This window comes from Stenotrophomonas maltophilia (genome assembly GCF_013464915.1).
Classification (GTDB): Bacteria; Pseudomonadota; Gammaproteobacteria; order Xanthomonadales; family Xanthomonadaceae; genus Stenotrophomonas; species Stenotrophomonas maltophilia_AT.
In genome coordinates, this window is record NZ_RAVT01000020.1 from 1 (window position 1) to 25,277 (window position 25,277).

General features: G+C 66.8%; 24 protein-coding genes and 1 pseudogene. 17 read left to right on the forward strand and 8 right to left on the reverse strand.

Features of this window, described 5'->3' with window-relative positions:
- The first annotated feature begins 143 nt into the window (after positions 1-143).
- Both D7T59_RS06840 and D7T59_RS06845 read left to right on the forward strand, forming a co-directional pair.
- Positions 144-1,151: a methionine ABC transporter ATP-binding protein gene (locus D7T59_RS06840; RefSeq protein WP_106550490.1), complete on the forward strand. Its 1,008-nt coding sequence runs from the start codon at positions 144-146 to the stop codon at positions 1,149-1,151.
- Positions 1,148-1,837: a methionine ABC transporter permease gene (locus tag D7T59_RS06845; protein ID WP_014038544.1), complete on the forward strand. Its 690-nt coding sequence runs from the start codon at positions 1,148-1,150 to the stop codon at positions 1,835-1,837. The genes D7T59_RS06840 and D7T59_RS06845 overlap by 4 nt, the downstream gene beginning before the upstream one ends.
- A gap of 144 nt (positions 1,838-1,981) precedes the next feature.
- Here the strand turns inward: D7T59_RS06845 and D7T59_RS06850 are convergent, their stop codons facing one another.
- A complete protein-coding gene (locus D7T59_RS06850) occupies positions 1,982-2,584 on the reverse strand; it encodes a lipocalin family protein (protein ID WP_164136585.1) in 603 nt (200 codons plus the stop codon).
- Between the two features lie 127 nt (positions 2,585-2,711).
- On the opposite strand from D7T59_RS06850, the gene D7T59_RS06855 reads away from it, so the two are divergent.
- Both D7T59_RS06855 and D7T59_RS06860 read left to right on the forward strand, forming a co-directional pair.
- On the forward strand, positions 2,712-3,038 hold the full coding sequence (locus tag D7T59_RS06855) for a hypothetical protein (protein ID WP_180852840.1): 327 nt from the start codon (positions 2,712-2,714) through the stop codon (positions 3,036-3,038).
- Between the two features lie 69 nt (positions 3,039-3,107).
- The gene (locus D7T59_RS06860; RefSeq protein WP_164136583.1) at positions 3,108-5,204 is read left to right on the forward strand and encodes a prolyl oligopeptidase family serine peptidase; all 2,097 of its coding nucleotides are present in this window, start codon (positions 3,108-3,110) and stop codon (positions 5,202-5,204) included.
- A 112-nt stretch (positions 5,205-5,316) separates the two neighbouring features.
- On the opposite strand, the gene D7T59_RS06865 is transcribed toward D7T59_RS06860, so the two are convergent.
- Positions 5,317-6,501 carry a pyridoxal phosphate-dependent aminotransferase gene (locus D7T59_RS06865; RefSeq protein ID WP_180852841.1) on the reverse strand — a complete coding sequence of 395 codons (1,185 nt, stop codon included), beginning with the start codon at positions 6,499-6,501 and terminating at the stop codon, positions 5,317-5,319.
- A 143-nt stretch (positions 6,502-6,644) separates the two neighbouring features.
- On the opposite strand from D7T59_RS06865, the gene D7T59_RS06870 reads away from it, so the two are divergent.
- The 9 genes from D7T59_RS06870 to hslU all read left to right on the forward strand — a co-directional run bounded on the left by D7T59_RS06870 (position 6,645) and on the right by hslU (position 14,581).
- Positions 6,645-8,756, forward strand: a complete 2,112-nt coding sequence (locus tag D7T59_RS06870; RefSeq protein WP_180852842.1) for a S9 family peptidase — start codon at positions 6,645-6,647, stop codon at positions 8,754-8,756.
- Positions 8,757-8,810: 54 nt separating this feature from the next.
- Positions 8,811-9,236, forward strand: coding sequence for a YbaN family protein (locus tag D7T59_RS06875; protein ID WP_164136580.1), 426 nt, complete (start codon positions 8,811-8,813; stop codon positions 9,234-9,236).
- Positions 9,237-9,395: 159 nt separating this feature from the next.
- On the forward strand, positions 9,396-9,668 hold the full coding sequence (gene lptM / locus D7T59_RS06880; protein WP_164136579.1) for an LPS translocon maturation chaperone LptM: 273 nt from the start codon (positions 9,396-9,398) through the stop codon (positions 9,666-9,668).
- Entirely contained in the window at positions 9,661-10,512 is an 852-nt protein-coding gene (gene dapF, locus D7T59_RS06885) for a diaminopimelate epimerase (protein ID WP_180852843.1), read from the forward strand. The genes lptM and dapF overlap by 8 nt, the downstream gene beginning before the upstream one ends.
- Positions 10,509-11,183 (forward strand): DUF484 family protein, encoded by a 675-nt coding sequence (locus D7T59_RS06890; RefSeq protein WP_180852844.1) that lies wholly within the window; start codon positions 10,509-10,511, stop codon positions 11,181-11,183. The genes dapF and D7T59_RS06890 overlap by 4 nt, the downstream gene beginning before the upstream one ends.
- Before the next feature lie 16 nt (positions 11,184-11,199).
- Complete coding sequence (gene xerC, locus D7T59_RS06895) at positions 11,200-12,090, forward strand: tyrosine recombinase XerC (protein WP_180852845.1); 891 nt, start codon at positions 11,200-11,202, stop codon at positions 12,088-12,090.
- Between the two features lie 88 nt (positions 12,091-12,178).
- The gene (locus tag D7T59_RS06900; protein ID WP_180852846.1) at positions 12,179-12,379 is read left to right on the forward strand and encodes a DUF3079 domain-containing protein; all 201 of its coding nucleotides are present in this window, start codon (positions 12,179-12,181) and stop codon (positions 12,377-12,379) included.
- A gap of 173 nt (positions 12,380-12,552) precedes the next feature.
- Complete coding sequence (gene hslV, locus D7T59_RS06905) at positions 12,553-13,104, forward strand: ATP-dependent protease subunit HslV (protein WP_005411093.1); 552 nt, start codon at positions 12,553-12,555, stop codon at positions 13,102-13,104.
- A gap of 103 nt (positions 13,105-13,207) precedes the next feature.
- On the forward strand, positions 13,208-14,581 hold the full coding sequence (gene hslU / locus D7T59_RS06910; RefSeq protein WP_180852847.1) for an ATP-dependent protease ATPase subunit HslU: 1,374 nt from the start codon (positions 13,208-13,210) through the stop codon (positions 14,579-14,581).
- A gap of 126 nt (positions 14,582-14,707) precedes the next feature.
- Here the strand turns inward: hslU and D7T59_RS06915 are convergent, their stop codons facing one another.
- Both D7T59_RS06915 and D7T59_RS06920 read right to left on the reverse strand, forming a co-directional pair.
- Positions 14,708-15,694, reverse strand: coding sequence for a Gfo/Idh/MocA family protein (locus D7T59_RS06915; RefSeq protein WP_180852864.1), 987 nt, complete (start codon positions 15,692-15,694; stop codon positions 14,708-14,710).
- Positions 15,695-15,754: 60 nt separating this feature from the next.
- A pseudogene (locus D7T59_RS06920) lies at positions 15,755-16,472 on the reverse strand (TetR family transcriptional regulator).
- 225 nt (positions 16,473-16,697) lie between these two features.
- Between D7T59_RS06920 and smeD the strand changes: the two are divergent.
- From smeD to smeF, 3 genes are all read left to right on the forward strand, one after another.
- Positions 16,698-17,882 carry a multidrug efflux RND transporter periplasmic adaptor subunit SmeD gene (gene smeD / locus D7T59_RS06925; protein WP_180852848.1) on the forward strand — a complete coding sequence of 395 codons (1,185 nt, stop codon included), beginning with the start codon at positions 16,698-16,700 and terminating at the stop codon, positions 17,880-17,882.
- Positions 17,883-17,894: 12 nt separating this feature from the next.
- Complete coding sequence (gene smeE, locus D7T59_RS06930; RefSeq protein ID WP_164136572.1) at positions 17,895-21,017, forward strand: multidrug efflux RND transporter permease subunit SmeE; 3,123 nt, start codon at positions 17,895-17,897, stop codon at positions 21,015-21,017.
- Positions 21,018-21,126: 109 nt separating this feature from the next.
- Complete coding sequence (gene smeF, locus D7T59_RS06935; RefSeq protein ID WP_180852849.1) at positions 21,127-22,527, forward strand: multidrug efflux RND transporter outer membrane subunit SmeF; 1,401 nt, start codon at positions 21,127-21,129, stop codon at positions 22,525-22,527.
- An 83-nt stretch (positions 22,528-22,610) separates the two neighbouring features.
- On the opposite strand, the gene D7T59_RS06940 is transcribed toward smeF, so the two are convergent.
- The 4 genes from D7T59_RS06940 to D7T59_RS06955 form a co-directional block, all read right to left on the reverse strand.
- A complete protein-coding gene (locus tag D7T59_RS06940; protein WP_180852850.1) occupies positions 22,611-23,033 on the reverse strand; it encodes a low affinity iron permease family protein in 423 nt (140 codons plus the stop codon).
- Positions 23,034-23,095: 62 nt separating this feature from the next.
- Complete coding sequence (locus tag D7T59_RS06945) at positions 23,096-23,422, reverse strand: hypothetical protein (RefSeq protein WP_110713742.1); 327 nt, start codon at positions 23,420-23,422, stop codon at positions 23,096-23,098.
- Positions 23,423-23,496: 74 nt separating this feature from the next.
- Positions 23,497-23,757 carry a hypothetical protein gene (locus D7T59_RS06950; protein WP_164136569.1) on the reverse strand — a complete coding sequence of 87 codons (261 nt, stop codon included), beginning with the start codon at positions 23,755-23,757 and terminating at the stop codon, positions 23,497-23,499.
- A gap of 198 nt (positions 23,758-23,955) precedes the next feature.
- Positions 23,956-24,408, reverse strand: a complete 453-nt coding sequence (locus D7T59_RS06955; RefSeq protein WP_005411083.1) for a nucleoside deaminase — start codon at positions 24,406-24,408, stop codon at positions 23,956-23,958.
- An 80-nt stretch (positions 24,409-24,488) separates the two neighbouring features.
- On the opposite strand from D7T59_RS06955, the gene ubiE reads away from it, so the two are divergent.
- The gene (ubiE, locus tag D7T59_RS06960) at positions 24,489-25,250 is read left to right on the forward strand and encodes a bifunctional demethylmenaquinone methyltransferase/2-methoxy-6-polyprenyl-1,4-benzoquinol methylase UbiE (protein ID WP_008267586.1); all 762 of its coding nucleotides are present in this window, start codon (positions 24,489-24,491) and stop codon (positions 25,248-25,250) included.
- Positions 25,251-25,277 lie beyond the last annotated feature (27 nt).

Genomic DNA, 25,277 nt, shown 5'->3' on the forward strand with positions numbered 1-25,277 from the left:
GCGGCCGGCACTACCGGTTGCGAGGCGTCACGGGCACCTTAGAACCAAAAGGAATAACATTCTGGCCCATGGCGCGGGCGCGCGAGCGCCGGCGCTGGTAGGCTGCACGCCCCCTTCCGTCACCCAGCCGGTGAGCCACGCCCGTGATCGAGTTCCAGCGCCTGCACAAATCCTATGCCGTTGCCGGCCGCGAAGTCAGCGCGCTGCAACCGCTGGACCTGACCATCGAAGCCGGTGAGGTATTCGGCATCATCGGCCATTCCGGCGCCGGCAAGTCGACCCTGATCCGCATGATCAACCGACTGGAAGAGCCCAGCGGTGGCCGCCTGCTGATCGGCGGCGAGGATGTCACCGCATTGGACGCGGACGGCCTGCGCGCGCTGCGCCGGCGTATCGGCATGATCTTCCAGCACTTCAACCTGCTGTCGTCGCGCACGGTGGCCGGCAACGTCGCCTTCCCGCTGGAGCTGGCCGGCACGCCGAAAGCGGAAATCGACGCGCGTGTGGCCGAGCTGCTGCAGACCGTTGGCCTGGAAGCGCACGCGCAGAAGTACCCGGCACAGCTGTCCGGTGGCCAGAAGCAGCGCGTCGGCATCGCCCGTGCGCTGGCAACGCGTCCGCAGATCCTGCTGTGCGACGAGGCGACCAGCGCGCTCGACCCGCAGACCACCGCATCGGTGCTGTCGCTGCTGTCGAAGATCAATCGCGAGCTGGGCCTGACCATCGTGCTGATCACCCACGAGATGGATGTGATCCGCCGCGTCTGCGACCGCGTGGCCGTGCTCGACGCCGGCCAGATGGTCGAGACCGGGCCGGTCACCCGGGTGTTCCTGCACCCGCAGCACCCGACCACGCGCCGTTTCGTCAGCGAATCGGAGCATGTGGACGAGGGCACGCTGCACCGCGATTTCGATGCCGTCGGTGGCCGCATCGTGCGGCTGACCTTCCTGGGTGGCGACACCTACGAACCCCTGCTCGGCAGCGTCGCGCGCGAGACCGGGGTCGATTACAACATCCTGTCCGGCCGTATCGACCGGATCAAGGACACCCCGTATGGCCAGCTGGTGGTCGCCCTGGTGGGCGGCGACCAGTCCGCTGCGCAGGCCGCGTTCGTCGCCGCCGGCGTGCATGTCGAGGAACTGCGTCGATGATCATCGCTACTGCCGGCGGCTTCTTCCGCCACCTGGATGCGGGCAAGTGGGCCGACATCGGCCAGGCCACCATCGACACGCTGCTGATGCTGCTGGGTTCGCTGCCGCTGACCCTGGCCATCGGCCTGCCCCTGGGCGTTCTGCTGTACCTGTTCGGCGCACCGCAGATGAAGCGCCGTCCGTTCGCCTACGGCGTGCTGGCGTTGGTGGTGAACCTGCTGCGTTCAGTGCCTTTCATCATCCTGATGATCGTGCTGATTCCGGTCACGCTGTTCCTGATGGGGACGTCGCTGGGCGTGCGGGGTGCGATCGTGCCGCTGGTGATAGGCGCAGCACCGTTCTATGCGCGCCTGGTCGAGACCGCGCTGCGTGAAGTCGACCGGGGCGTGATCGAGGCGACCCAGGCGATGGGCGCCACCACCTGGCAGCTGGTCACCCGCGTGCTGCTGCCCGAAGCGCGCCCCGGCCTGATTGCCGGTGCGACGGTCACCACGGTGGCGCTGATTGGTTTCACCGCGATGGGCGGCGCGATCGGTTCCGGTGGCCTCGGTGACCTGGCGTTCCGCGATGGCTACCAGCGTTCGCACACCGACGTGGCCCTGGTCACGGTGGTCCTGCTGCTGGTCCTGGTGCAGCTGCTGCAGATGCTCGGCGACCGCCTGGTCGCGCATTACAGCCGCAAGTAACACGCATCCGGTAGTGCCGGCCGCTGGCCGGCAATCCCGCATCGTTCGGTAGTGTCGGCCAGCGGCCGGCAAAGACGCGGTGCTTCCCGGTGTCCCGGGGCTGCCGGCCAGCGGCCGGCACTACCCTCTGCGCCCGGCGCTCTCTCACCGCACGTTCGGTACTTCGTAACCCAGCTTCCCGACCTGCTCCGGGTGCTGCGGCACGCGCTTGAGCTTGTCGGTGTTCACGCCGTAGTCGTCGCGCAGGCGTTCGGCCAGCTCCTTGTACAGCGCCTTGTCCATGTCCGGGGTGCGCGAGAAGATCCAGGCCATCTCACGGCCGGGATAGCCGATCAGCGCCCAGGAATAATCCGGCGCCACTTCCAGCACCCGCGAATGGGTCGGCACGACGCGGTAGAACCAGGTACGCCAGCCGTGGTTGCCGCTGTCCGGGTCGACGCTGGCGCGGGCACGCACTTCCTGCAGCGGTTCGCCGAAGCCATCACGGTAGCGGTAGGTGATGCCGACCTTGTGCGCGTCGCGCAGCTCGTACTCGTTGACGCTGGCGACATGGCCACGTTCGATGAAGTTCGGCACGCGGCCGATCACATACCAGGTGCCCATGAAGCGCTTCAGGTCGATCGGTGCGTCCAGGGCAGCCGCACCGGAGGCGCTGGTACGGGGCGATGGCGGCTCACTGGCGGCCACGGCGGGGCCGGCCAGGGAAAGGGCCAGCAGCGCGGCGCAGAGCGGGCGGATCGAAGTCATGCGGGAGCGGGCTCCAGTGGGCTTGCACGCGCATGGTCGACTGTGTGCACGCGATCCGTCAATGGTGTCGCAACCTGTGAGAAGGGCCTTGCCCAAGCTGTGTTGCATTGTCCACCGGAGAAGCCCCATGAACGCACGTTCCGTTCGTCGCCCTGCAACTGAACGAGTCATCATTGAACGCGCCGATCCGCGCCTGCTGCGCAGCGTGCGGCAGGTGGCCCTGGCCGGCCTGGCACTGGTACTGGTCTGGCCAGCCGCGCGTGGCAGCAACGCCTGGCTGGGCTGGCTGCCGATGTGGCTGGTGGGCATGCCGCTGGTGGCCTGGTGGGCGCTGCTGCGCTTCCCTGTGCCGCGCCTGTCGTGGTTGCGCCTGGCCCGTCGCACCGGTGGACAGGCGCGTCGTCGCACCGGCGGGACGTCCCGCCGCCGTCGCGGCGCTACGGCCACGGCCTGACCTTCGACACGGGGGCGGCTGCAGCGATCCATGCTAGCGTTCCACGGCTTATGACTGCCTGGAGCTGCAATGTCTCGACTCGCTTCCGCCTGCCTGTTGGCCGGCATGATGACCGCTGCCTCGGTGGGGACCGCCGTGGCCGCTGAAGACACCGACCGCTACGCCTGGCTGGAGGACGTCACCGGCGACAAGCCGCTGTCCTGGGTCAAGGAACAGAACGCCAAGTCCGAAGCGCGCCTTGCGCAGACCCCGGCCTTCAAGCAGATGGAGGCCAGCATCCGCGAGGTGCTCGACTCCGACGCCAAGATTCCCGCCGTGCAGAAGATCGGCGACTACTACTACAACTTCTGGAAGGACCAGCAGCACGAGCGCGGCCTGTGGCGGCGCACCACGCTGGCCGAGTACCGCAAGGCCTCGCCGCAGTGGGAAACCGTGCTCGACCTGGATGCGCTGAACAAGGCCGAGGGCGAGAACTGGGTCTGGCACGGCGCCGACTGCCTGCGCCCGGACTACAGCCGCTGCCTGATCGCGCTGTCGCGCGGCGGCGCCGACGCCGACGTCACCCGCGAGTTCGACCTGGCCAACAAGACCTGGATCAAGGACGGCTTCTTCCGTCCGGAGTCGAAGGGTGGCCTCAACTGGGTCGATCGCGACACCGTGTTCGTCTACACCGACTTCGGTGCCGGCACGATGACCACGTCTGGCTATCCGCGCGTGGCCAAGCTGTGGAAGCGCGGTACGCCGATGGCCTCGGCCAGCGTGGTGTATGAAGGCAAGCCGGAAGACATGTACATCGCGGCGATGCACGATGACACGCCGGGCTTCGAGCGCAACCTGGTCAGCCGCACGCTGGCGTTCTACAACAACGAGATCTACCTGCGTGGCGACGATGGCACGCTGACCAAGATCGACGCGCCGAACTCGGCCGAGAAGGGCCTGCACAAGCAGTGGCTGACCCTGGAACTGCGCGATCCGTGGACCGTGGGCGGCAAGACCTACGCGTCCGGTTCGCTGCTGGCGACCAAGCTGGACGACTTCCTGGCCGGCAAGCGCGAATTCGACGTGCTGTTCACCCCGACTGCGACCACCTCGCTGGCCGGCGCCACCTGGACCAAAAGCCATCTGGTGCTGAACGTGCTGGATGACGTCAAGAACCGCCTGTCGGTGCTGACCCCGGGCGCCGATGGCTGGCAGACCAGCCGCTTCGTCGGTGCGCCGGCCTTCGGCACGCTGGGCGTGGCCGCGGTCGACAGCAACGACAGCGACGCGGTGTGGCTGACCGCTACCGACTACCTGACCCCGACCACCCTGGCGCTGGCCGAGATCGGGCAGGCCCCGGAAACGCTGAAGACCATGCCGGCCTTCTTCGATGCCAAGGGCAAGGTGATCGAGCAGCACTTCGCCACCAGCAAGGATGGCACCCGCGTGCCGTACTTCGTGGTGCACGACAAGGCGATGAAGCTGGACGGCTCCAACCCGACCCTGCTGTACGGCTACGGTGGTTTCGAGATCTCGCTGACCCCGGGCTACTCCGGTGGCATGGGCCGCGCCTGGCTGGAGAAGGGCGGCGTGTACGTGGTTGCCAACATCCGTGGCGGCGGCGAGTACGGCCCGCGCTGGCACCAGGCGGCGCTGAAGCAGAACCGCCACAAGGCCTATGAAGACATGGCCGCGGTGGCACGCGATCTGGTCAAGCGCAAGATCACTACTGCCAAGCACCTGGGCGTGCAGGGCGGCAGCAACGGCGGCCTGCTGACCGGCAACATGCTCACCCAGTACCCGGAGCTGTTCGGTGCAGTGGTGGTGCAGGTGCCGCTGCTGGACATGAAGCGCTACAGCCACCTGCTGGCCGGTGCCTCGTGGATGGCCGAGTACGGCAACCCGGATACCAGCGACTGGGAGTTCATCAAGACCTTCTCGCCGTACCACCTGTTTGATGCGAAGAAGACCTACCCGCCGGTGCTGTTCACCACCTCCACCCGCGATGACCGCGTGCATCCGGGCCACGCCCGCAAGATGGCGGCGAAGATGATCGACGCCGGCAAGGATGTGACCTACTACGAGAACATCGAAGGTGGCCACGGCGGCGCAGCCAACAACGCGCAGGCCGCACACATGTCGGCGCTGGCCTACAGCTTCCTGTGGGAGCGGTTGGGCGGCAAATAAGCAGAACGGAAAACGCCGCCCCAGGGCGGCGTTTTTCTTTGCCTGTAGTGCCGGCCGCTGGCCGGCAAACCGGGGATGTATGGATGATGCCGTTGCCGGCCAGCGGCCGGCACTACCGGAAATGCTTCAACCCACGCGCGATCCGCGCCACCGCTTCCTGCAGCCGCGGCACTTCCTGCGTGTACGCCAGGCGCACGTGCTGGTTCGCCCGATGGAAGCCGAAATCCAGGCCTGGGGTGAATGCCACGTGCTCGGTTTCCAGGAAATGCGCACAGAACGCCTGCGCATCATCGGTGAACGCACTCACGTCGGCATACAGGTAGAACGCGCCCTGCGGCTCCACCTCGATGCGGAAGCCCAGCTCGCGCAACGCCGGCAGCAGGAAGTTGCGGCGCTGCCGGAAGGCTTCTCGACGCTGCTCGAAGATCGCCATCGACTCCTCGCTGAAACACGCCAGTGCGGCATGCTGGGCGATGCTCGACGCGCTGATGTACAGGTTCTGGGCCAGCTTCTCCAGGTCCGGTACCGCCGCCGGTGGTGCTACCAGCCAGCCCAACCGCCAGCCGGTCATGCCGAAGTACTTGGAGAAACTGTTCAGCACGAACGCGCTGTCATCCACCTGCAGCACGCTGGGCGCATCCAACCCGTAGGTGAGGCCATGATAGATCTCATCCACCACCAGATGGCCGCCGCGCGCATGCAGGGTCTTCGACAGTGCTGCCAGTTCGTCGGCGGACAACACGGTGCCGGTCGGGTTGGCCGGTGAGGCGACCAGCGCGCCGACGCTGTCGCCATTCCAGTGCTGTTCCACCAGTGACGGGGTCAGCTGATAGGCGGTATCCGGCCCGACCGGCACCAGCTGCGCGCCGCCTTCAACGAGGCGCAGGAAGTGGCGGTTGCAGGGGTAGCCGGGGTCGGCCAGCAGCCAGTGGCGGCCGGGGTCGACCAGCAGGCTGCTGGCCAGCAGCAGCGCGCCGGAGCCGCCGGGGGTGACCAGGATGCGTTCGGGGTCGATGTCCAGCGCGTAGTGGCTGCGGTAGAAACCGCTGATCGCCTGGCGCAGGGCCGGCAGGCCACGTGCGGCGGTGTAGCGGGTATGGCCGGCGGCCAGTGCGGCCTGTCCGGCACGCACGACCGGTCCGGCGGTGGTGAAGTCCGGTTCGCCGATCTCCAGGTGGATCACATCGTGGCCCGCCTGTTCCAGCGCCTGCGCGCGGGCCAGCAGGGACATCACGTGGAACGGGGCGATTTCATGGCTGCGCCGGCTGTAGCCCGGCGTGTGGGGCAGGGTACTCATGCGCCCATGGTACGCCGGCCGGCACGACCCATGACGATCCACAGGGTTGCCGCATTGCCGGGATTGGGGTCAGATCCCTTTTCGGGAAAAGGGATCTGACCCCGCCGAAGACCATTGCATTGATGCGCCTGGAGCCTTATCTCATGAGAACCACCCTCTGCCTGTTGCTTGCGAGCCTGATGACCACCACCGCTACCGCCGCCACGCCGCCCGTTCCGCCGGATGCCGCCAAGCACCCGCATGTGGTCAAGGCGCCGTTCGGCGCCACCCGCAACGACGACTATTACTGGCTGCGCGACGACAAGCGCGAGAACAAGGACATGCTGGCCTACCTGCAGGCCGAGAATGCCTATGCCGACCAGCTGCTGGCGCCGCTGAAGCCGCTGGAAGACACCCTGTACAAGGAGATCGTCGGCCGCATCAAGCAGGACGATTCCAGCGTGCCGGCGCGTGAGCGCGGCTACTGGTATTACAGCCGCTTCGAGACCGGCCAGGACTACCCGATCCATGCGCGCCGCAAGGGCAGCATGGACGCGGCCGAAGAGATCCTGCTGGACGTCAACGCGATGGCCGCCGGCAAGGGCTACTTCAGCGTCGGCTCGATGGAAGTCAGCCAGGACAACCAGCTGCTGGCCTGGGCCGATGATGACGTCGGCCGCCGCCAGTACACGATCCGCTTCAAGGACCTGGCCACCGGCAAGGTGCTGCCCGACGTGATCATCGGCAGCTCCGGCGACCTGGTCTGGGCCGACGACAACCGCACCGTGCTGTACGTCGAGAACGATCCGGAAACGTTGCTGACCGTGCGCGTGAAGAAGCATGTGCTGGGTACCCCGGCAAGCGCCGACACCGTCGTCTACGAGGAGAAGGACGACAGCTTCTACATGGGCATCGGCCGCACCCGCGACGATCGCTTCATCACCATCGGTGTGCACAGCACGGTGTCTTCGGAAGAGCGCTACGCGCCGGCCAGTGACCCGACCACCTTCACCGTGCTGGCGCCGCGCCAGCGCGACGTCGAGTACGACGCCGACCACTACGATGGCCGCTGGGTGATCCGCACCAACGACGGTGCGAAGAACTTCAAGCTGGTCACCGCACCGACCGATGCCACCTCGCGCGCGCAGTGGAAGGACTGGATCGCGCATGACGATGCCGTGTTCATCGAAGGCTTCGAACTGTTCGACAGCTACACCGCCATCGCCGAACGTTCCGAAGGCCTGGAACGCATCCGCCTGCTGTTCAAGGACGGCCGCAGCGATTACGTGAAGGCCGATGAACCGGCGTATTCGATGGGCCTGGGCGACAACACCGAGGCCGACACGCCGTGGCTGCGCTACGTCTACACCTCGATGACCACCCCGACCACGGTGTTCGAACTGAATACCGCCACCGGCGAGCGGCGGCAGCTGAAGGTGCAGCCGGTGATCGGCTATGACGCGTCGAAGTACGAAACCGACCGCGTCTGGATCACCGCGCGCGATGGCGTGAAGGTGCCGGTGTCGCTGGTCTACCGCAAGGGCTACAAGAAGGATGGCAAGGGCGCGCTGTTCCAGTACGCCTATGGCAGCTACGGCATGTCGATGGACCCGTACTTCAACCAGACCGCGGTGAGTCTGCTCGACCGTGGCGTGGTGTATGCCATTGCCCACATCCGCGGTGGCCAGGAAATGGGCCGCGACTGGTACGAGAACGGCAAGCTGCTGCACAAGCAGAACACCTTCAACGACTTCATCGACGTCACCCGTGGCCTGGTGGCGCAGGGCTGGGCGGCGAAGGATCGCGTGGCGGCCTCCGGAGGCAGTGCCGGTGGCCTGCTGATGGGCGCGGTGGCCAACCAGGCGCCGCAGGACTACCGCGTGATGGTGGCGCAGGTGCCGTTCGTCGACGTGGTCACCACCATGCTCGACCCGACCATTCCGCTGACCACCAACGAGTACGACGAGTGGGGCAACCCGGAGCAGAAGCAGTATTACGACTACATGCTGTCCTACTCGCCCTACGACAACGTCAGGAAGCAGGCCTATCCGGCGCTGTTCGTGGGCACCGGCCTGTGGGATTCGCAGGTGCAGTACTGGGAACCGGCCAAGTGGGTGGCCAAGCTGCGTGACGACAACACCGGCCATTACCCGATCCTGTTCCGTACCAACATGGAAGCCGGCCACGGCGGCAAGTCGGGGCGCTTCCAGCGGTACCGCGAGCTGTCCGAGTCGTATGCGTTCGTGCTGCAGCAGCTGGGCATCGCCCAGCCGTGATCGCGACAGGGTGCCGGGCACTGCCTGGCACCCTGAACCGGTATCCTTGCGGCCATGAGCGCGCCAGATCCTTCCGCCCCTCGCGATGCCACCACGCCACCGCGCGTGGTGCGTTTCCGCTGGGCGTGGTGGCTGCTGGCGTACGTCAGCCTCGGTACCGGCATCGTCGGCATCTTCGTGCCGGGCCTGCCGACCACCGTATTCATCCTGATTTCGGCCTGGGCCGCTTCGCGCGGCTCCGAGCGCCTGCACAACTGGCTGCTGCAGCACCCGCGCTTCGGTCCGGCCATCGCCAACTGGCAGGCGCACGGGGCGGTCAGCCGCTACGGCAAGTGGATGGCCACGATCACCATGGCGGTGTGTGCCGGCATCATGCTGTGGTGCGTGCCGATCGCCTGGGTGAAGTGGTTCTCGATCGGCAGCATGACCGTGGTGGCGATCTGGCTGTGGACCCGGCCGCTGCCACCGCCGGAAGGCTGAACATGGCCCGCCAGCGGCGCCCGTGGGGGCGGTAAGGGGTAGAGTCGACTGTTGGTCGACTATCGCGCGCAGCGCGGGGTTTTCGCTATCTGATCGAAGAGCAGTCGACTGACAGTCGACTCTACCTACCGCTCAGCCGCCAATGGCTATACTCGGGGCATGAAGATCCCCCATCGAAACGCCATCCTGATTCCGCTGGCAGCGGCCTCGCTGCTGTTCCTCGCCGCCTGCGGCAACAAGGGCCCGCTGGTACTGCCGCAGAAGCCGGTGCCGGTGGAAGAAACGGTCGAACCGGTTGCCGAGCCCGCTACCGAAGCGACCCCGGCGGAGACCCAGGGGACCGCTACCCCGGCCACGACCGTGGACCCGGCTGCATCGACCACCCCGCCGGCACCCGCGCCAGCAAAGAAGGCGGGCAGCGGGAATGAGTAAGGCCGGTTCCAAGGCCCTGCGTTTCAGCAAGATGCATGGCGCGGGCAATGATTTCGTAGTGATCGACCTGCGTGACGGCACCGCGCCGCCCACGCCTGAACTGGCCGCGCGCCTGGCCGACCGCCACACCGGCGTCGGCTGCGATCAGATCCTGACCATCGAAGCGCCGCGCGCGGAAGGCTCGGTGGCGTCGTACCGCATCTGGAATGCCGACGGCTCCAATTCCGAACAGTGCGGCAACGGCGCGCGCTGCATTGCCGCTTGGCTGGTGCGCGAGGGCAGCGCGCAGGGCGATGCATTCGTCATCGACAGTCCATTGGCAAGCCATGACGTGGAGGTGCTGGGCGATGGCCAGTACGCGGTGACCATGGGCGTGCCCGCGTTCGAGCCGGCCAACGTGCCGCTGATGGGCTTCGCCCATGCGCGCGAGGAATACCTGCTGCCGCTGCAGGGCGAAAGCGTGCGCTTTGCCGCGGTGTCGATGGGCAACCCGCATGCGGTGATCGAAGTGGGCCTGATCGATGCTGCACCGGTCGAGCGCGTCGGTGCGCTGCTGCAGCAGCATGCGTCGTTCCCGCGCTCGGTGAACGTGGGCTTCGCCCAGGTGATGGGCCCGGCGCATGCACGTCTGCGTGTGAATGAACGTGGCGTCGGCGAAACCCTGGCCTGCGGCAGCGGCGCCTGCGCCGCCGCGGTGACCCTGATGCAGCGCGGCCGCCTGCAGCGCGATGCACGCATCAGCCTGCCCGGTGGTGACCTGCGCATCCAGTGGCCGGGCGATGGCCAGCCGGTGGTGATGGCCGGCCCGACCGCATTCGTCTTCGAAGGGGAGTGGATCGCATGACCGAAACCGTCGACAAGCTCGGGGCCCATGAAGTCGCTGCCTGGTTGCGGCGTCATCCCGGCTTCCTCAAGCAGTTCCCGGACCTGGCCCTGACCCTGGTGGTGCCGCGTGACGACGGCCCGACCGCGTCGCTGGCCAGCTACCAGCTGGAAGTGCTGCGCGAGAAGAACCGAGAGCTGGCACGACGGTTGGCCGACCTGGGCGCCACCGCCCAGGTCAATGAACGCCTGGCGGTGCGCACGCACCAGCTGACCCTGGCGCTGATGAAGCAGGACAACGCCGCCGACACCCTGCGTGCGATGGCCGCCTCGCTGCAGGAAGACTTTGCCGGCGATCTGGTCCGGCTGGTGGTGCACGCGCCTGTTTCCGGGCTGGAACAGGCCGACTGGCTGCAGGTGATCGCCGCCGATGATGCGCAGCTGGGCCCGTTCCGCGACTGCCTGAAGGACGGCGAGCCGATCTGTGGCCGCCTGCAGCCGGAAAAGAACGCCGTGCTGTATGGCGTGCGCAGTGAGGAGGTGCAGACCACCGCGCTGCTGCCGCTGCCGGGCGTGGGCCTGATCGCGGTCGGAAGCCACGATCCGAACCGCTTCTATCCGGGCATGGGCACGCTGTTCCTGCGCATGATGGGCGATGCGCTGGTCGCCGGCCTGAAGCGCTTCGCGGGCTGAGCAGGACACCACGACGATGAGCGCGGTACAGGCCTTCCTGCAGCACCTGCAGGTGGAGCGGCGGATGTCGGCGCATACGCTCGACGCCTACCGCCGCGACCTGGATGCGCTCTCGGTCTGGGCCGAGCCGCGTGGCGTGGCGGTGGAGGCCCTCGATGCCGACGCGCTGCGCCAGTTTGTTGCCGATGAGCATCGCCGTGGCCTGTCCGCGAAGAGCCTGCAGCGCAGGTTGTCGGCGTGCCGCAGCTTCTATGCCTGGCTGCTCAAGCACGGGCGCATCGAGGTCAGCCCGGCGGCAACGCTGAAGGCACCGCGCGCACCGCGCCGGTTGCCACAGGTCCTCGACGCCGACGAAGCCGTGCAGCTGGTCGAGCTGGAGCCGGAAGGCGAGCTCGGCCGCCGCGACCGCGCGCTGCTGGAGCTGTTCTATTCCTCCGGCCTGCGCTTGAGCGAAGTCTGCGCGCTGACCTGGCGCGACCTGGATTTCGCCAGCGGCCTGGTCAACGTGCTGGGCAAGGGCAATCGCCAACGCCGCGTGCCGTTCGGCCGGCCGGCGCGCGAAGCGCTGCAGGCGTGGCGTACGGAGAGTGGTGGTGGCCCGGCCTCGCCGGTGTTTCCCGGCCGCAACGGGCCGATCAGCCAGCGCGCGGTGCAGATCCGCATCCGCCAGCTGGCGCAGCGACAGGGCCTGTTCAAGCACGTGCACCCGCACATGCTGCGGCACAGTTTCGCCAGCCACATCCTGGAATCGTCCGGCGACCTGCGTGGCGTGCAGGAACTGCTCGGCCATGCCGACATCGCCACCACGCAGATCTATACCCACCTCGACTTCCAGCACCTGGCCAAGGTCTACGACGCCGCGCATCCGCGCGCCAAGCGCCGCAGCAAGGACGACAAGGGCGGCTAACGCCGGAATGGCGCGCCCTTGATCTGGATCAGGGCAGGGCAGGCGTAACCGGCGCACCGTGGCCGCAGGCCACGAGGACAGCGCCACCATGGCGAAGCCGATTCCCCTGCATCCCAGGCATCCCGAGCGCATCTGCTGGGGCTGCGACCGCTACTGCGCCGCTGACGCACTGGCCTGCGGCAACGGCTCTGGCCGCACCCAGCACCCGATCGAGACGCAGGGCGAAGACTGGTACCTCGCCTGGGGGATCGAGCCGGATCCGGACCGGCCATCGCAGGCCAAGCGCTGAACGGCAAGTGTTCCACGTCCGGGCGGCGGGGGCCGCGCGCATTGCGATGCGCTCGTCAGAAGGGCACCCTCCAGCCCATGGGGCGCGGCCAAGCGCTGAACGACAGCCATCCGCACAGGCTTGATCGCACCCGGCGCTGTCCCCATGTCCCGTGAACAGCTATCGGAGGCCGCATGGACCCCAGTCAGAATCCCAATGTTTTCCACGCCACCACCATCGTCTGCGTCCGTCGCGGCGAGCACGTGGCTATCGCCGGCGACGGCCAGGTCACGCTGGGCCACACCGTGATGAAGGGCAATGCGCGCAAGGTGCGCCGCCTCGGCCGTGATGGCCAGGTGCTGGCCGGCTTCGCCGGTGCCGCCGCCGACGCCTTCACCCTGTTCGAGCTGTTCGAAGCCAAGCTGGAAAAGCACGGCCAGCTGCAGCGTGCCGCGGTCGAGCTGGCCAAGGATTGGCGCACCGAGCGCCGCCTGGGCAAGCTTGAAGCCCTGCTGGCAGTGGCTGACAAGGAAACCTCGCTGATCATCAGCGGCACCGGTGATGTGATCGAGCCGGAGGACGGCATCATCGCCATCGGCTCCGGTGGTTCGTACGCCCTTTCGGCTGCGCGTGCGCTGATGGCACACACCGAGCTGGATGCGCGCACCATCGCCAGCGAGGCGATCGGCATCGCCGGTGACATCTGCATCTACACCAACCGCAACGTGGTGGTCGAGGAGCTGTGAGGGCCGTGCCAGCCGCWGGCTGGMAACCTCATGATCCCCCGCACGCGTGCCTGGTTGCCGGCCWGCGGCCGGCACTACCGACACTGAATTCGTGAGCACATCCATGTCGAAGATCGAAGTTTCCTCCGCCACAATGACCCCGCGCGAGATCGTGCAGGAACTGGACCGGCACATCGTGGGCCAGCACGACGCCAAGCGCGCGGTGGCCATCGCCCTGCGCAACCGCTGGCGCCGCATGCAGCTGGTGCCGGAGCTGCGCAATGAAGTGATGCCGAAGAACATCCTGATGATCGGCCCCACCGGCGTCGGCAAGACCGAGATCGCGCGTCGCCTGGCCACGCTGGCCAACGCGCCGTTCGTGAAGGTCGAAGCCACCCGCTTCACCGAAGTCGGCTACGTCGGCAAGGATGTCGAGCAGATCATCCGCGACCTGGCCGATACCGCAGTGAAGCTGTACCGCGAACAGGCCAAGGTGCGCGTGCGTACCCAGGCCGAAGAACGCGCCGAAGACCGCATCCTCGATGCGCTGCTGCCGCGCCGCAGCGGTGGCATCGGTTTCGATCCGGAAGTCGCCCGCAACGAGCCTTCGGCGCAGGACAACGAGACCCGCATCAAGTTCCGCAAGATGCTGCGCAGCGGTGAGCTGGACGAGCGCGAGATCGAACTCGATCTGGCTGCCAATGTCAGCATGGACATCATGACCCCGCCGGGCATGGAGGAAATGGGCCAGCAGCTGAAGTCGATGTTCGCCAACCTCGGCGGCGGCGCCAAGGCGCACAAGCGCACGCTGACCATCAAGGCCGCGCGTCCGCTGCTGATCGAGGAAGAGGCCGGCAAGCTGGTCAACGAGGACGACATCCGTACTGCGGCGATCGAGGCCTGCGAGCAGCACGGCATCGTGTTCATCGACGAGATCGACAAGGTCGCCAAGCGCGGTGACAACGTGGGCGGCGGCGACGTGTCGCGCGAAGGCGTGCAGCGCGACCTGCTGCCGCTGGTGGAAGGCTCCAACGTGTCCACCAAGTACGGCACGATCAAGACCGACCACATCCTGTTCATCGCATCGGGTGCGTTCCACCTGGCCAAGCCCAGCGATCTGATTCCGGAGCTGCAGGGCCGCTTCCCGATCCGCGTTGAACTGGGTGCGCTGAGCAAGGGTGATTTCGTGCGCATCCTGACCGAGCCGAAGGCCGCGCTGACCAAGCAGTACGAAGCGCTGCTGGCCACCGAGGGCGTCAAGGTCAGCTTCACTGCCGATGCCATTGATCGTCTGGCCGAGATCGCCTTCCAGGTGAATGAGCGGCAGGAGAACATCGGTGCCCGTCGCCTGCATACGGTGCTGGAGCGCCTGCTGGATTCGCTCAGCTACGAGGCACCGGACCGCGACGGCGAGACCCTGGCCATCGACAGTGCTTATGTCGATGCGCATCTGGGTGAGCTGGTGCAGGATCCGGACCTGAGTCGCTACATCCTGTAACACCGGTTGGGGTCGGATCCCTCGCCGTGGCGAGGGCTCTGACCCCGCCCGCTGCAACAGAAAAGGCCGCCGGAAGGCGGCCTTTCTGCACGGCGTGGATGGTTCCGGTCCACGCATGGCGTGGATCTACGGTGTCATGCGGTAGGCGTGCAGCACCTGGTCGATCACTGCGCTGGTACGCGCGGCGCTGATGCCGGTCGACGCTGAGCGCCCTTTGCCGCGCAGCTCGTCCACGACGGTGGCGATCAATGGCTGCTGGATCGACGGCGGATTCGGGATATCGAACGTCTGCACGCCGGCTTCGGTTTCCAGTACCACTGGAACATCTTCGAAGGTGGCAAAGCGCAGCTGCCCGCGGTCGCCGGTGATTTCGATCTCATCCTGGCGACGGAACGCGCAGAAGCTCCATTGCGCGATGCCGTGCACGCCGTTGCCGGTACGGAAGCACATCGAGACACTGTCTTCGGCGGCGTAGGCGCCGGCCAGCGAACTGGCCAGGCCACGCACATCGCTCAGCGGCCCCAGCAGATGGTCGAGCAGATCCAGCGTGTGCGAGCCCAGATCGACGAACAGGCCGCCGCCGGAGATCGCCGGATTGGTCCGCCAGAAGTCCGGTGACGCTGCATGCACCGTGTGTGGCCGGTGCAGGGTGGCGCGCACGCTCCGCGCGGTGCCGATCGCGCCGCTGTCCAGCAGCTGTTTCACCTTCGCGAAGCGGGGCAGGGCGCGGCGGTAGTAGGCCACGAATACCGGCACGCCGCTGCGGGCGCTGGCCGCGATGATGCGCTGGCACTGGCCATGATCCATGGCCATCGGCTTTTCGATGTAGACCGGCTTGCCCGCGGCAATCGCCTGCAGCGCGTACTGCATGTGCGTGGAGGGGGGCGTTGCAACGTAGATCGCGTTCACGTCCGGATCGGCGATGAGCGCATCGGCATCCGCGTACCAGCGGGGAATCGCGTGGCGTCGCGCGTAGTCTTCAGCCAGCGTCGCATTGCGACGCATCACGGCCGCCACCCGTGAGCCGGGCGTGCTGGCCAGGGCCGGGCCACTCTTTTTCTCGGTGACGCTGCCGCACCCGATGAAGCCCCACACCACGTTGTCCAGGACCATCGCCGCGTTCTCGCTGTTGATCGGGTCAGGGGCGTGCAATGTTCGCTGCGCCAGGATGATCTACGCTTCCGGCAACGGCTCGGGCACCGTACCGGGGACGAACACGCCGTCCTTCACGTAGGCGGCCAGGGTCATGTCCAGCGCAAGCATGCCGTCGCGCTTGAGGTCCATCAGTTCCGGCTCGACCATCGCGCCATGCAGTACGCCCAGCACAGTGGCGTGCAGCATTCGCGCGGCGATCTTCGGGTCCGCGCCTTCGCGTAGCTGGCCCAGGTCCTGGGCCCGGCGCAGGGCGCGCTCCATCCGGTCCAGCGCATCGCGGAAACCGGCCTGCTGCATTTCGGTCAGCACCTTGGTATCGGCCGAGGCATCGCTGCGCAGCATGATTTCCATGGTCTTGCGCAGGCGCTCATCCTCGGACAGTTCGATGAACGAATGGATCATCACCGCGCGCAGGTCGTGTACCGGGGTGTCGCGCTGGTCGCTGGAGGTGCGCTCCAGTTCCTGCATGAAAGGCAGGTGCACGCGCTCGACGATGGTCGCTGGAGGTGCGCTCCAGTTCCTGCATGAAAGGCAGGTGCACGCGCTCGACGATCGCGGCCAGCACCTCGCCCTTGTTCTTGAAGTGCCAGTAGACCGCGCCACGGGTATAGCCGGCGCGGGCACCGATCATCTCCAGCGTGGTACGGGCCACGCCGTGTTCATGGAAGCAGGCTTCGGCGGCGTCAAGGATGCCTTCCCGGGTTGCCTGGGTGTCCTCTTTGGTCTTGCGGGCCATGGGCGGGTACGAGTGCGGGTGAAACGTGGCTGAATTGTACCTGTTTACAAACAAACACGCATGTATGTATATTTCCCGCCCATCATTCCCGTCGTGTGCGTGGCAGGCCGGTCCGGCTCCCACTCCACCCGGGTGGGCGCTGTTCGCACGGCCTTCACTGTTGCTGGTGGAGGGTCCGCCGTATCAGCGCCGGCTGAGACCCTTTCCTCCAAGAGCCTTTCCGTCATGTTGCTGAGCCGAATCCGACCCATTGCACTGTCGCTGGCCATCGCCGCGACCGTGGCTGCCTGCGGCGGCCAACCCCAGGCCCCCGAGCAGGGCCCGGGTGACGTCACCGTGGTCACGCTGAAGTCCGAGACCGTGGGCCTGACCCGCGAACTGCCGGGCCGTACCAACGCCTTCCTGGTTGCTGAAGTGCGTCCGCAGGTCAACGGCATCGTCGCCAAGCGCCTGTTCACCGAAGGTGGCATGGTCAAGGCCGGCGAGCCGCTGTACCAGATCGAAGACGCCAGCTACCGCGCCCAGGCCAACAGCGCCCGCGCCCAGCTGGCCCGCGCCGAAGCCACCGCCAATGCTGCACGCCTCAGTGCCAAGCGCATCACCGAGCTGGCCAAGGTTGATGCGGTCAGCCAGCAGGACCTGGAAAACGCCGTGGCCGCGCAGAAGCAGGCCGAGGCTGATGTCGGTGCCGCCAAGGCCTCGCTGGATGCGGCCAACGTCACCCTGGGCTATGCCCGCATCGTCGCGCCGATCAGCGGCCGCATCGGCAAGTCCAGCGTCACCCAGGGCGCGCTGGTCAGCGCCGGCCAGGCCAATGCCCTGGCCACCGTGCAGCAGCTGGACCCGATCTATGTGGACCTGACCCAGTCCTCGGCCGAACTGCTGCAGCTGCGTCGTGAACTGGCCGCTGGCCGCCTGCAGGACAACCAGTCGCTGCCGGTCAGCATCCTGATGGAAGACGGCAGCACCTTCGAGCACAAGGGCACGCTGGAGTTCTCCGAAGTCAGCGTCGATCCGGCTACCGGCAGCTTCGGCCTGCGCGTGAAGGTGGACAACCCGGACGGCCTGCTGATGCCGGGCACCTATGTGCGCGCGGTGATCGGTGGCGGCGTGCGCAGCGATGCGGTGCTGGTGCCGATGGCCGGCATCGCCCGCGATCCGAAGGGGGATACCTCCGCGATGGTGGTCGACAAGGACAACAAGGTCGAAGTACGCCCGGTCAAGGTCAGCCGCACGGTTGGCGACAAGTGGCTGGTCGAGGACGGCCTGAAGGCGGGCGACAAGGTCATCGTCGAAGGCCTGCAGAAGATCGGCCCCGGCATGCCGGTCAAGGCCACCGAGAAGGGCGCTGCCCCGGCCAAGCCGGCCGCGGCCGCCCAGCCTGCCGCCCCGGCCGGCGACGCGAAGTAAGCGGAGAACCCCATGGCACGCTTTTTCATCGATCGACCCATCTTTGCATGGGTCATCGCCATCATCATCATGCTCGCCGGCGGCCTGGCCCTGTTCAAGCTGCCGGTCTCGATGTACCCCAACGTCGCACCGCCGGCGGTGGAAATCAGCGCCACCTACCCGGGTGCATCGGCCAAGGTGGTCGAGGACTCGGTGACGCAGATCATCGAGCAGAACATGAAGGGCCTTGATGGCCTGATCTACTTCTCCTCCAACAGCTCGTCCAACGGCCAGGCCACCATCACCCTGACCTTCGAGAGCGGCACCAACCCGGACATCGCCCAGGTGCAGGTGCAGAACAAGCTGCAGCTGGCCATGCCGCTGCTGCCGCAGGAAGTGCAGCGGCAGGGCATCAACGTGGCCAAGTCCAGCTCGGGCTTCCTGAACGTCATCGCGTTCGTGTCCGAGAACGGCAGCATGGACGCCAACGACATCGCCGACTACGTCGGCTCCAATGTCGTCGACCGTCTGAGCCGCGTGCCGGGCGTGGGCAACATCCAGGTGTTCGGTGGCAAGTACGCCATGCGCATCTGGCTGGACCCGAACAAGCTGCACACCTACGGCCTGTCGGTTGCCGAAGTGACCGCAGCGGTCAAGGCACAGAACGCCCAGGTGGCCATCGGCCAGCTCGGCGGTGCGCCGTCGATCAAGGGCCAGCAGCTCAACGCCACCATCAATGCGCAGTCGCGCCTGCAGACCCCGGAACAGTTCCGCAACATCATCGTGCGCGGTGCGCAGGACGGTGCCGAGCTGCGCCTGGGCGATGTCGCCCGCGTCGAGCTGGGTGCGGAGTCCTACGACTTCGTGACCCGCTACAACGGCCAGCCGGCCAGCGGCCTGGCGGTCACCCTGGCCACCGGCGCCAATGCGCTGGATACCGCCGCCGGCGTGGATGCTGCGCTGGAGGACATGAAGAGCTTCTTCCCGGCCGGGCTGAAGGCCGAGATCCCGTACGACACCACGCCGTTCGTGCGTGTGTCGATCAAGGGCGTGGTGCAGACCCTGATCGAAGCGATCGTGCTGGTGTTCGTGGTGATGTACCTGTTCCTGCAGAACTTCCGCGCCACCCTGATCCCGACCATCGCCGTGCCGGTGGTGCTGCTGGGTACCTTCGGCGTGCTGGCGATGCTGGGCTTCTCGGTGAACATGCTGACCATGTTCGCGATGGTGCTGGCGATCGGCCTGCTGGTGGACGATGCCATCGTGGTGGTGGAGAACGTCGAGCGCATCATGTCCGAGGAAGGACTGTCGCCGCTTGAAGCGACCCGCAAGTCGATGGGCCAGATCACCGGCGCGCTGGTGGGCATCGGCCTGGTGCTGTCGGCGGTGTTCGTGCCGATGGCCTTCATGAGCGGTTCCACCGGCGTGATCTACCGCCAGTTCTCGGCCACGATCGTCTCGGCGATGGCGCTGTCGGTGCTGGTCGCGATCGTGCTGACCCCGGCGCTGTGCGCGACCATGCTCAAGCCGCTGAAGAAGGGCGAGCACCATGTTGCCCATCGCGGCCTGGCCGGTCGTTTCTTCAACGGCTTCAACCGCGGTTTCGACCGCACCAGCGAAAGCTACCAGCGTGGCGTGCGCGGCATCATCCACCGCCCGTGGCGCTTCATGGGCATCGTTGCGGCGCTGTTCGTGCTGATGGGCGTGCTGTTCGTGCGCCTGCCCAGCTCGTTCCTGCCCAACGAAGACCAGGGCGTGCTGATGGCGCTGGTGCAGGCGCCGGTGGGTGCCACCCAGGAACGCACGCTGGAATCGATCGCAGCACTGGAAAACCACTTCCTGCAGAACGAAAAGGATGCGGTGGACTCGGTGTTCTCGGTGCAGGGCTTCAGCTTCGCCGGCATGGGCCAGAACGCGGGCATGGCATTCGTCAAGCTGAAGGACTGGAGCGAGCGTGATGCCGACAACGGCGTGATGCCGATCACCGGGCGCGCGATGGCGGCACTGGGCCAGATCAAGGATGCCTTCATCTTCGCCTTCCCGCCGCCGGCCATTCCGGAACTGGGTACTGCCTCGGGTTACACCTTCTTCCTGAAGGACAACAGCGGCCAGGGCCACGAGGCACTGGTGGCCGCGCGCAACCAGCTGCTGGGCCTCGCCGCCGGCAGCAAGAAGCTGGCCAACGTGCGCCCGAACGGCCAGGAAGACACGCCGCAGTTCCGCATCGACATCGACGCGGCCAAGGCGACCTCGCTGGGGCTGTCGATCGACCAGATCAACGGAACGCTGGCTGCAGCATGGGGTAGCTCGTACATCGATGACTTCGTCGATCGTGGCCGCGTCAAGCGCGTGTTCGTGCAGGCTGACCAGCCGTTCCGCATGGTGCCGGAGGACTTCGACCTCTGGTCCGTGAAGAACGACAAGGGCGAGATGGTGCCGTTCAGTGCCTTCGCCACCAAGCACTGGGATTACGGTTCGCCGCGCCTGGAGCGCTACAACGGTGTGTCGGCGATGGAAATCCAGGGTGAACCGGCCCCGGGTGTCGCCTCCGGTGACGCCATGGCCGAGATCGAGCAGCTGGCCAAGCAGCTGCCGGCGGGCTTCGGTATCGAGTGGACGGCGATGTCCTACCAGGAACGCCAGGCCGGCTCGCAGACCCCGCTGCTGTACACGCTGTCGCTGATGATCGTGTTCCTGTGCCTGGCCGCGATGTACGAAAGCTGGAGCGTACCGACGGCGGTGCTGCTGGCGGCGCCGCTGGGCATCCTCGGCGCAGTGCTGGCCAACACCTTCAAGGGCCTGGAACGCGACATCTACTTCCAGGTGGCGATGCTGACCACGGTGGGCCTGACCAGCAAGAACGCGATCCTGATCGTCGAGTTCGCCAAGGAGAACCTGGAGAAGGGCGCAGGCCTGATCGAGTCGATCATGCACGCCGTGCGCGACCGCCTGCGCCCGATCGTGATGACCTCGCTGGCCTTCGGCATGGGCGTGGTACCGCTGGCGATCTCCACCGGTGCCGGCTCCGGTGCCAAGCAGGCGATCGGCACCGGCGTGCTCGGCGGCATGATCGTCGGCACCGTGCTCGGCGTGTTCTTCGTGCCGCTGTTCTTCGTGGTGGTGCAGCGCGTGTTCAAGCGCAAATCCACGACGTAAGCGAAACGGTAGTGCCGGCCGCTGGCCGGCACCTGCTGCTCGCGTGATGTGAATCCAACGAGGTTGCCGGCCAGCGGCCGGCACTACCTCCTGCCATCCGGCAGTACCGATGGAAGTCATTCCCATGAAAAGTGCATCCCTGTTTCTTTCCATCGCCGCCGCGCTCACGCTCGCCGGCTGTTCCACCCTGGCGCCGAAGAACACCGCTGTTGCGCCGGCCATTCCGGCGCAGTGGCCGGCCGAGGCCACGCAGGGCCAGGTGGCCGATGTTGCCGCCGTCGGCTGGCGCGACTTCTTCACCGACGCGCGACTGCAGCAGGTGATCGACCAGTCGCTGCAGAACAACCGCGACCTGCGCGTGGCCGTGCTCAATGTAGAGCGCGCGCGCGGCCAGTACCGCGTGCAGCGCGCTGATCGCGTGCCCGGCGTGGCCGTCACCGGCCAGATGGACCGCCGTGGTACCGATGCCGGTGTCACCGAGCAGTTCACCGCCGGTGTCGGCGTGGCCGAATTCGAGCTGGACCTGTTCGGCCGCGTGCGCAATCTCAGTGAAGCGGCGCTGCAGCAGTACTTCGCCGTGGCCGCCAACCGCCGCAACGCGCAGCTGAGCCTGGTGGCCGAGACCGCCACCGCATGGCTGACCTACGGTGCCGACGCGCAGCGCCTGAAGATCGCCGATGCCATGCTGAAGACCTACGAGGATTCGCTGCGCCTGGCCGAAGCCCGCCACGAGCGTGGTGGCAGTTCGGCGCTGGAGCTGACCCAGACCCGTACGCTGGTCGAGACCGCACGTACGGATGCCGCACGCCTGCGTGGCCAGCTGGCCCAGGACCGCAATGCGCTGGCGCTGCTGGCCGGTGGCCAGCTGGATCCGGCGCTGCTGCCGGACAGCATCGAGCCGCAGCTGCTGGCGCTGGCACCGCCGCCGGCCGGCCTGCCCAGCGACGTGCTGCTGCAGCGCCCGGACATCATGGCCGCCGAACACCAGCTGCTGGCCGCCAATGCCAACATCGGTGCGGCACGTGCGGCGTTCTTCCCGAGCATCTCGCTGACCGGCAGCATCGGCAGTGGCTCGGATGAACTGTCCAACCTGTTCGACAGTGGCACCCGTGTGTGGAGCTTCCTGCCGAAGATCACGCTGCCGATCTTCCAGGGCGGCAAGCTGCGCGCCAATCTCGCCATCGCCAATGCGGATCGCGATATCGCGCTGGCGCAGTACGAGAAGTCGATCCAGGTGGGCTTCCGCGAAACCGCCGATGCGCTGGCGTTGAACGTCAGCCTGGATGAGCAGGTGAGTTCACAGCAGCGCCTGGTGGAAGCGGCCGAACAGGCCAATCGCCTGTCGCAGGCACGCTATGACGCTGGCCTGGACAGCTTCGTGACCCTGCTTGATGCGCGTCGTACCGCCTACAACGCGCAGCAGACCCAGCTGCAGGCGCAGCTGGCCCAGCAGGCCAACCGCATCACCCTGTACAAGGTGCTGGGCGGCGGCTGGCACGAGCGCAGCTGAAGGACAGCCGGCCAGCGGCCGGCTCTACCTTGATGATCGATGGTAATGCCGGCCGCGGGCCGGCATTGTCATTCCGGAGCCTGCTACACCGCTTCATCGGCGCGCCGCGCTGCATGGCAGGCGCGAACCCGCGCCAGCGCGTCGCCGGCTTCGCGCGCCATCTGCTCGTACTCGCGCCGGATCTCTTCCAGCCGCTCCTCGTCCAGTTCTTCCAGATCGAGCAGCTCGTTGTTGGCCTCTGCCGTGGCGCGGATCAGTTCGTCCAGCTTGATCTGCATCGCGGCCGTATCCGCGTTCTGCGTGTGCTGGATCAGGAATACCATCAGGAAGGTGATGATGGTGGTGCCGGTGTTGATCACCAGCTGCCAGGTGTCGTTGAAATGGAACAGCGGGCCGGTCACGCCCCACACCACCACGATGGCCACTGCCGCCAGGAAGGTCCATGGCGAGCCGGTGGCGGCCGCGGCTTTCTTGGCGATCGTATTGAACAGGTTGCGTGCTTTCATCGTCGTCGTCCCACTCAGGTGACGAGGATGATCGGCAGCGGCTCGTGCAGGGGCTGTGCAGCTCAGGCGCGCAGGCGCGGGGCGTCCTGCAGCCGTATCGGGCTGGTCTGGTAGACGTGCTGCCAGCAGCGGTCGACGAATTCGCGGGCCTGGGCTTCGCTCAGCCGCGGCATGATCTGCAGGGCGTACTGGGTCTGGAACATCTCGTCGCGCTGCGCGTTGCTGGCGCGCGGCTGGGTGATCAGCGAATCGCAGGCGAACTTGATCCACGGCACGTAGGAGCCGAACGAGTTGTGCGCCAACGCACCGTCGGCATGCTGGCGTCGCCAGTGGTCAAGCTCGGCGTCAACGTTGATGACCGGGGGAATGGTGGGGACTTCAGCGTGCATGACGATCCAATCGGTTGAGGTGGATGGGAATGGGGGTTCATCGCAGTGTGGCTTAGGCGCCGGTGCATGCCGTGTCAGCGCGATGTGGAGCCGGCGTTGCGATTGCCTATCAGTTGCGCATGCGCGACAGCGCCCATCTCCTCCGCCATGTCGGCCATGGCGTTGCACAGGCGCTCGTGGTCGAGCGGACGGTCGCGCACCAGCTCCAGCTGCAGGCCCTGGTAGGCAGTCCAGAACATCGGGCCACGCTGGTGCAGTGCGAACTGCTGCAGCAGGCGCTCACGGATGGCGTCGAGAATCGGGTCGGGCGCGGGGCATAGGGCGTGCGCGCACATGGCTGGCTCCGCCGGGGCAGGGGACCCCGGTAACCCCACCCTAGGCGCGGCGGCCGGGTGGGGTGTTACCGCAGCGTGTGCACAGGGCGCAGCTGACTGTGCACGGGTTCACGGCAATGGCCGCAAACGCTGCCGGCACAACGGAATGCCGGCACTGAAGCGTTCATTAAGCGGGTTCAACAGGACACTGCACGATGCTCATTCACCGATGTCTTCGTTCCAGATCTCCGGATGCTGCGCAATGAAACCGCCCAGCAGGTCCACGCATTCCTGGCTGTCCAGGTCGATCACGTTGACGCCGTTTTCCCGCAGCCAGTCGATGCCGCCCTGGAAGGTGCGCGATTCGCCCACCACCACGGTGCCGATGTTGAACTGGCGCACCAGCCCCGAGCAGTACCAGCACGGGGCCAGCGTGGTGACCATGATGGTGTCCTGGTAGCGGCGCTGGCGGCCGGCCTTGCGGAAGGCGTCGGTTTCGCCGTGCACGGACGGATCGCCTTCCTGCACGCGGCGGTTGTGGCCGCAGCCGAGCAGGCGGCCGTCATTGTGGTACAGCGCCGCGCCGATCGGCACGCCGCCCTCGGCCAGCCCCTGGCGGGCTTCGGCGATGGCGGTCTGCAGCAGGGCCTGGTAGTCGGGCGTGGTGATCATGCGGGGCTCCGGTAAGTCGTGGCCCGCCATGATACGGGCAGGGGGTGCCGCTGGCCCCCGGCGGTGCGATAATCGGGGCCATGAGCGAATCCCCCTACAAAGCCGGTACCACCCATTTCGGGTTCCGCGACGTCGCCGCCAAGGACAAGCAGAAGCTGGTCGGCCAGGTGTTCACCTCGGTCGCGCGCAACTACGACCTGATGAACGACCTGATGAGCCTGGGCGTGCACCGGGCGTGGAAGCGCTACTACGTGGCCACCGCGCAGGTGAAGCCGGGCGACCGCGTGCTCGACCTGGCGGGCGGTACCGGCGACATCGCCGCGCTGCTGAAGGAGCGCGTGGGTGCCGAGGGCTCGGTGGTGCTGGGCGACATCAACGCCGGCATGCTGTCGGTCGGCCGTGACCGCCTGACCAACCGTGGCCTGGTGCTTGGCCTGGACTACGTGCAGTGCAATGCCGAAGCCCTGCCGTTCCCGGACAACAGCTTCGATCTGGTCACCATCGCCTTCGGCCTGCGCAACGTCACCGACAAGGACGCCGGCCTGCGCGAGATGTACCGCGTGCTGAAGGTGGGCGGCCAGGCCCGCGTGCTGGAATTCTCCGAAGTCACCGCGGACTGGTTCAAGCCGATCTACGACTTCCACTCGTTCAGGATCCTGCCCAAGCTGGGCAAGCTGTTCGCCAACGATTCGGACAGCTACCAGTACCTGGCCGAGAGCATCCGCAAGCACCCGCCGCAGGAAGAACTGAAGGCGATGATGGGGCAGGCCGGCTTCGAGCGCTGCCACTACAAGAACCTGACCGGCGGCATCGTCTCGATCCACTCCGGCTACAAGCTGTAAGCCCGGAGTTCCGGTAGTGGCGGGCGC

What these genes read in the sequence shown, in the direction of transcription:
- D7T59_RS06845 (WP_014038544.1), top strand. Translation starts at nt 1,148, where the DNA reads ATGATCATCGCTACTGCCGGCGGCTTCTTCCGCCACCTGGATGCGGGC.
- D7T59_RS06850 (WP_164136585.1), bottom strand. Translation starts at nt 2,584, where the DNA reads ATGACTTCGATCCGCCCGCTCTGCGCCGCGCTGCTGGCCCTTTCCCTG.
- D7T59_RS06855 (WP_180852840.1), top strand. Translation starts at nt 2,712, where the DNA reads ATGAACGCACGTTCCGTTCGTCGCCCTGCAACTGAACGAGTCATCATT.
- D7T59_RS06860 (WP_164136583.1), top strand. Translation starts at nt 3,108, where the DNA reads ATGTCTCGACTCGCTTCCGCCTGCCTGTTGGCCGGCATGATGACCGCT.
- D7T59_RS06865 (WP_180852841.1), bottom strand. Translation starts at nt 6,501, where the DNA reads ATGAGTACCCTGCCCCACACGCCGGGCTACAGCCGGCGCAGCCATGAA.
- D7T59_RS06870 (WP_180852842.1), top strand. Translation starts at nt 6,645, where the DNA reads ATGAGAACCACCCTCTGCCTGTTGCTTGCGAGCCTGATGACCACCACC.
- D7T59_RS06875 (WP_164136580.1), top strand. Translation starts at nt 8,811, where the DNA reads ATGAGCGCGCCAGATCCTTCCGCCCCTCGCGATGCCACCACGCCACCG.
- lptM (WP_164136579.1), top strand. Translation starts at nt 9,396, where the DNA reads ATGAAGATCCCCCATCGAAACGCCATCCTGATTCCGCTGGCAGCGGCC.
- dapF (WP_180852843.1), top strand. Translation starts at nt 9,661, where the DNA reads ATGAGTAAGGCCGGTTCCAAGGCCCTGCGTTTCAGCAAGATGCATGGC.
- D7T59_RS06890 (WP_180852844.1), top strand. Translation starts at nt 10,509, where the DNA reads ATGACCGAAACCGTCGACAAGCTCGGGGCCCATGAAGTCGCTGCCTGG.
- xerC (WP_180852845.1), top strand. Translation starts at nt 11,200, where the DNA reads ATGAGCGCGGTACAGGCCTTCCTGCAGCACCTGCAGGTGGAGCGGCGG.
- D7T59_RS06900 (WP_180852846.1), top strand. Translation starts at nt 12,179, where the DNA reads ATGGCGAAGCCGATTCCCCTGCATCCCAGGCATCCCGAGCGCATCTGC.
- hslV (WP_005411093.1), top strand. Translation starts at nt 12,553, where the DNA reads ATGGACCCCAGTCAGAATCCCAATGTTTTCCACGCCACCACCATCGTC.
- hslU (WP_180852847.1), top strand. Translation starts at nt 13,208, where the DNA reads ATGTCGAAGATCGAAGTTTCCTCCGCCACAATGACCCCGCGCGAGATC.
- D7T59_RS06915 (WP_180852864.1), bottom strand. Translation starts at nt 15,694, where the DNA reads ATGGTCCTGGACAACGTGGTGTGGGGCTTCATCGGGTGCGGCAGCGTC.
- smeD (WP_180852848.1), top strand. Translation starts at nt 16,698, where the DNA reads ATGTTGCTGAGCCGAATCCGACCCATTGCACTGTCGCTGGCCATCGCC.
- smeE (WP_164136572.1), top strand. Translation starts at nt 17,895, where the DNA reads ATGGCACGCTTTTTCATCGATCGACCCATCTTTGCATGGGTCATCGCC.
- smeF (WP_180852849.1), top strand. Translation starts at nt 21,127, where the DNA reads ATGGAAGTCATTCCCATGAAAAGTGCATCCCTGTTTCTTTCCATCGCC.
- D7T59_RS06940 (WP_180852850.1), bottom strand. Translation starts at nt 23,033, where the DNA reads ATGAAAGCACGCAACCTGTTCAATACGATCGCCAAGAAAGCCGCGGCC.
- D7T59_RS06945 (WP_110713742.1), bottom strand. Translation starts at nt 23,422, where the DNA reads ATGCACGCTGAAGTCCCCACCATTCCCCCGGTCATCAACGTTGACGCC.
- D7T59_RS06950 (WP_164136569.1), bottom strand. Translation starts at nt 23,757, where the DNA reads ATGTGCGCGCACGCCCTATGCCCCGCGCCCGACCCGATTCTCGACGCC.
- D7T59_RS06955 (WP_005411083.1), bottom strand. Translation starts at nt 24,408, where the DNA reads ATGATCACCACGCCCGACTACCAGGCCCTGCTGCAGACCGCCATCGCC.
- ubiE (WP_008267586.1), top strand. Translation starts at nt 24,489, where the DNA reads ATGAGCGAATCCCCCTACAAAGCCGGTACCACCCATTTCGGGTTCCGC.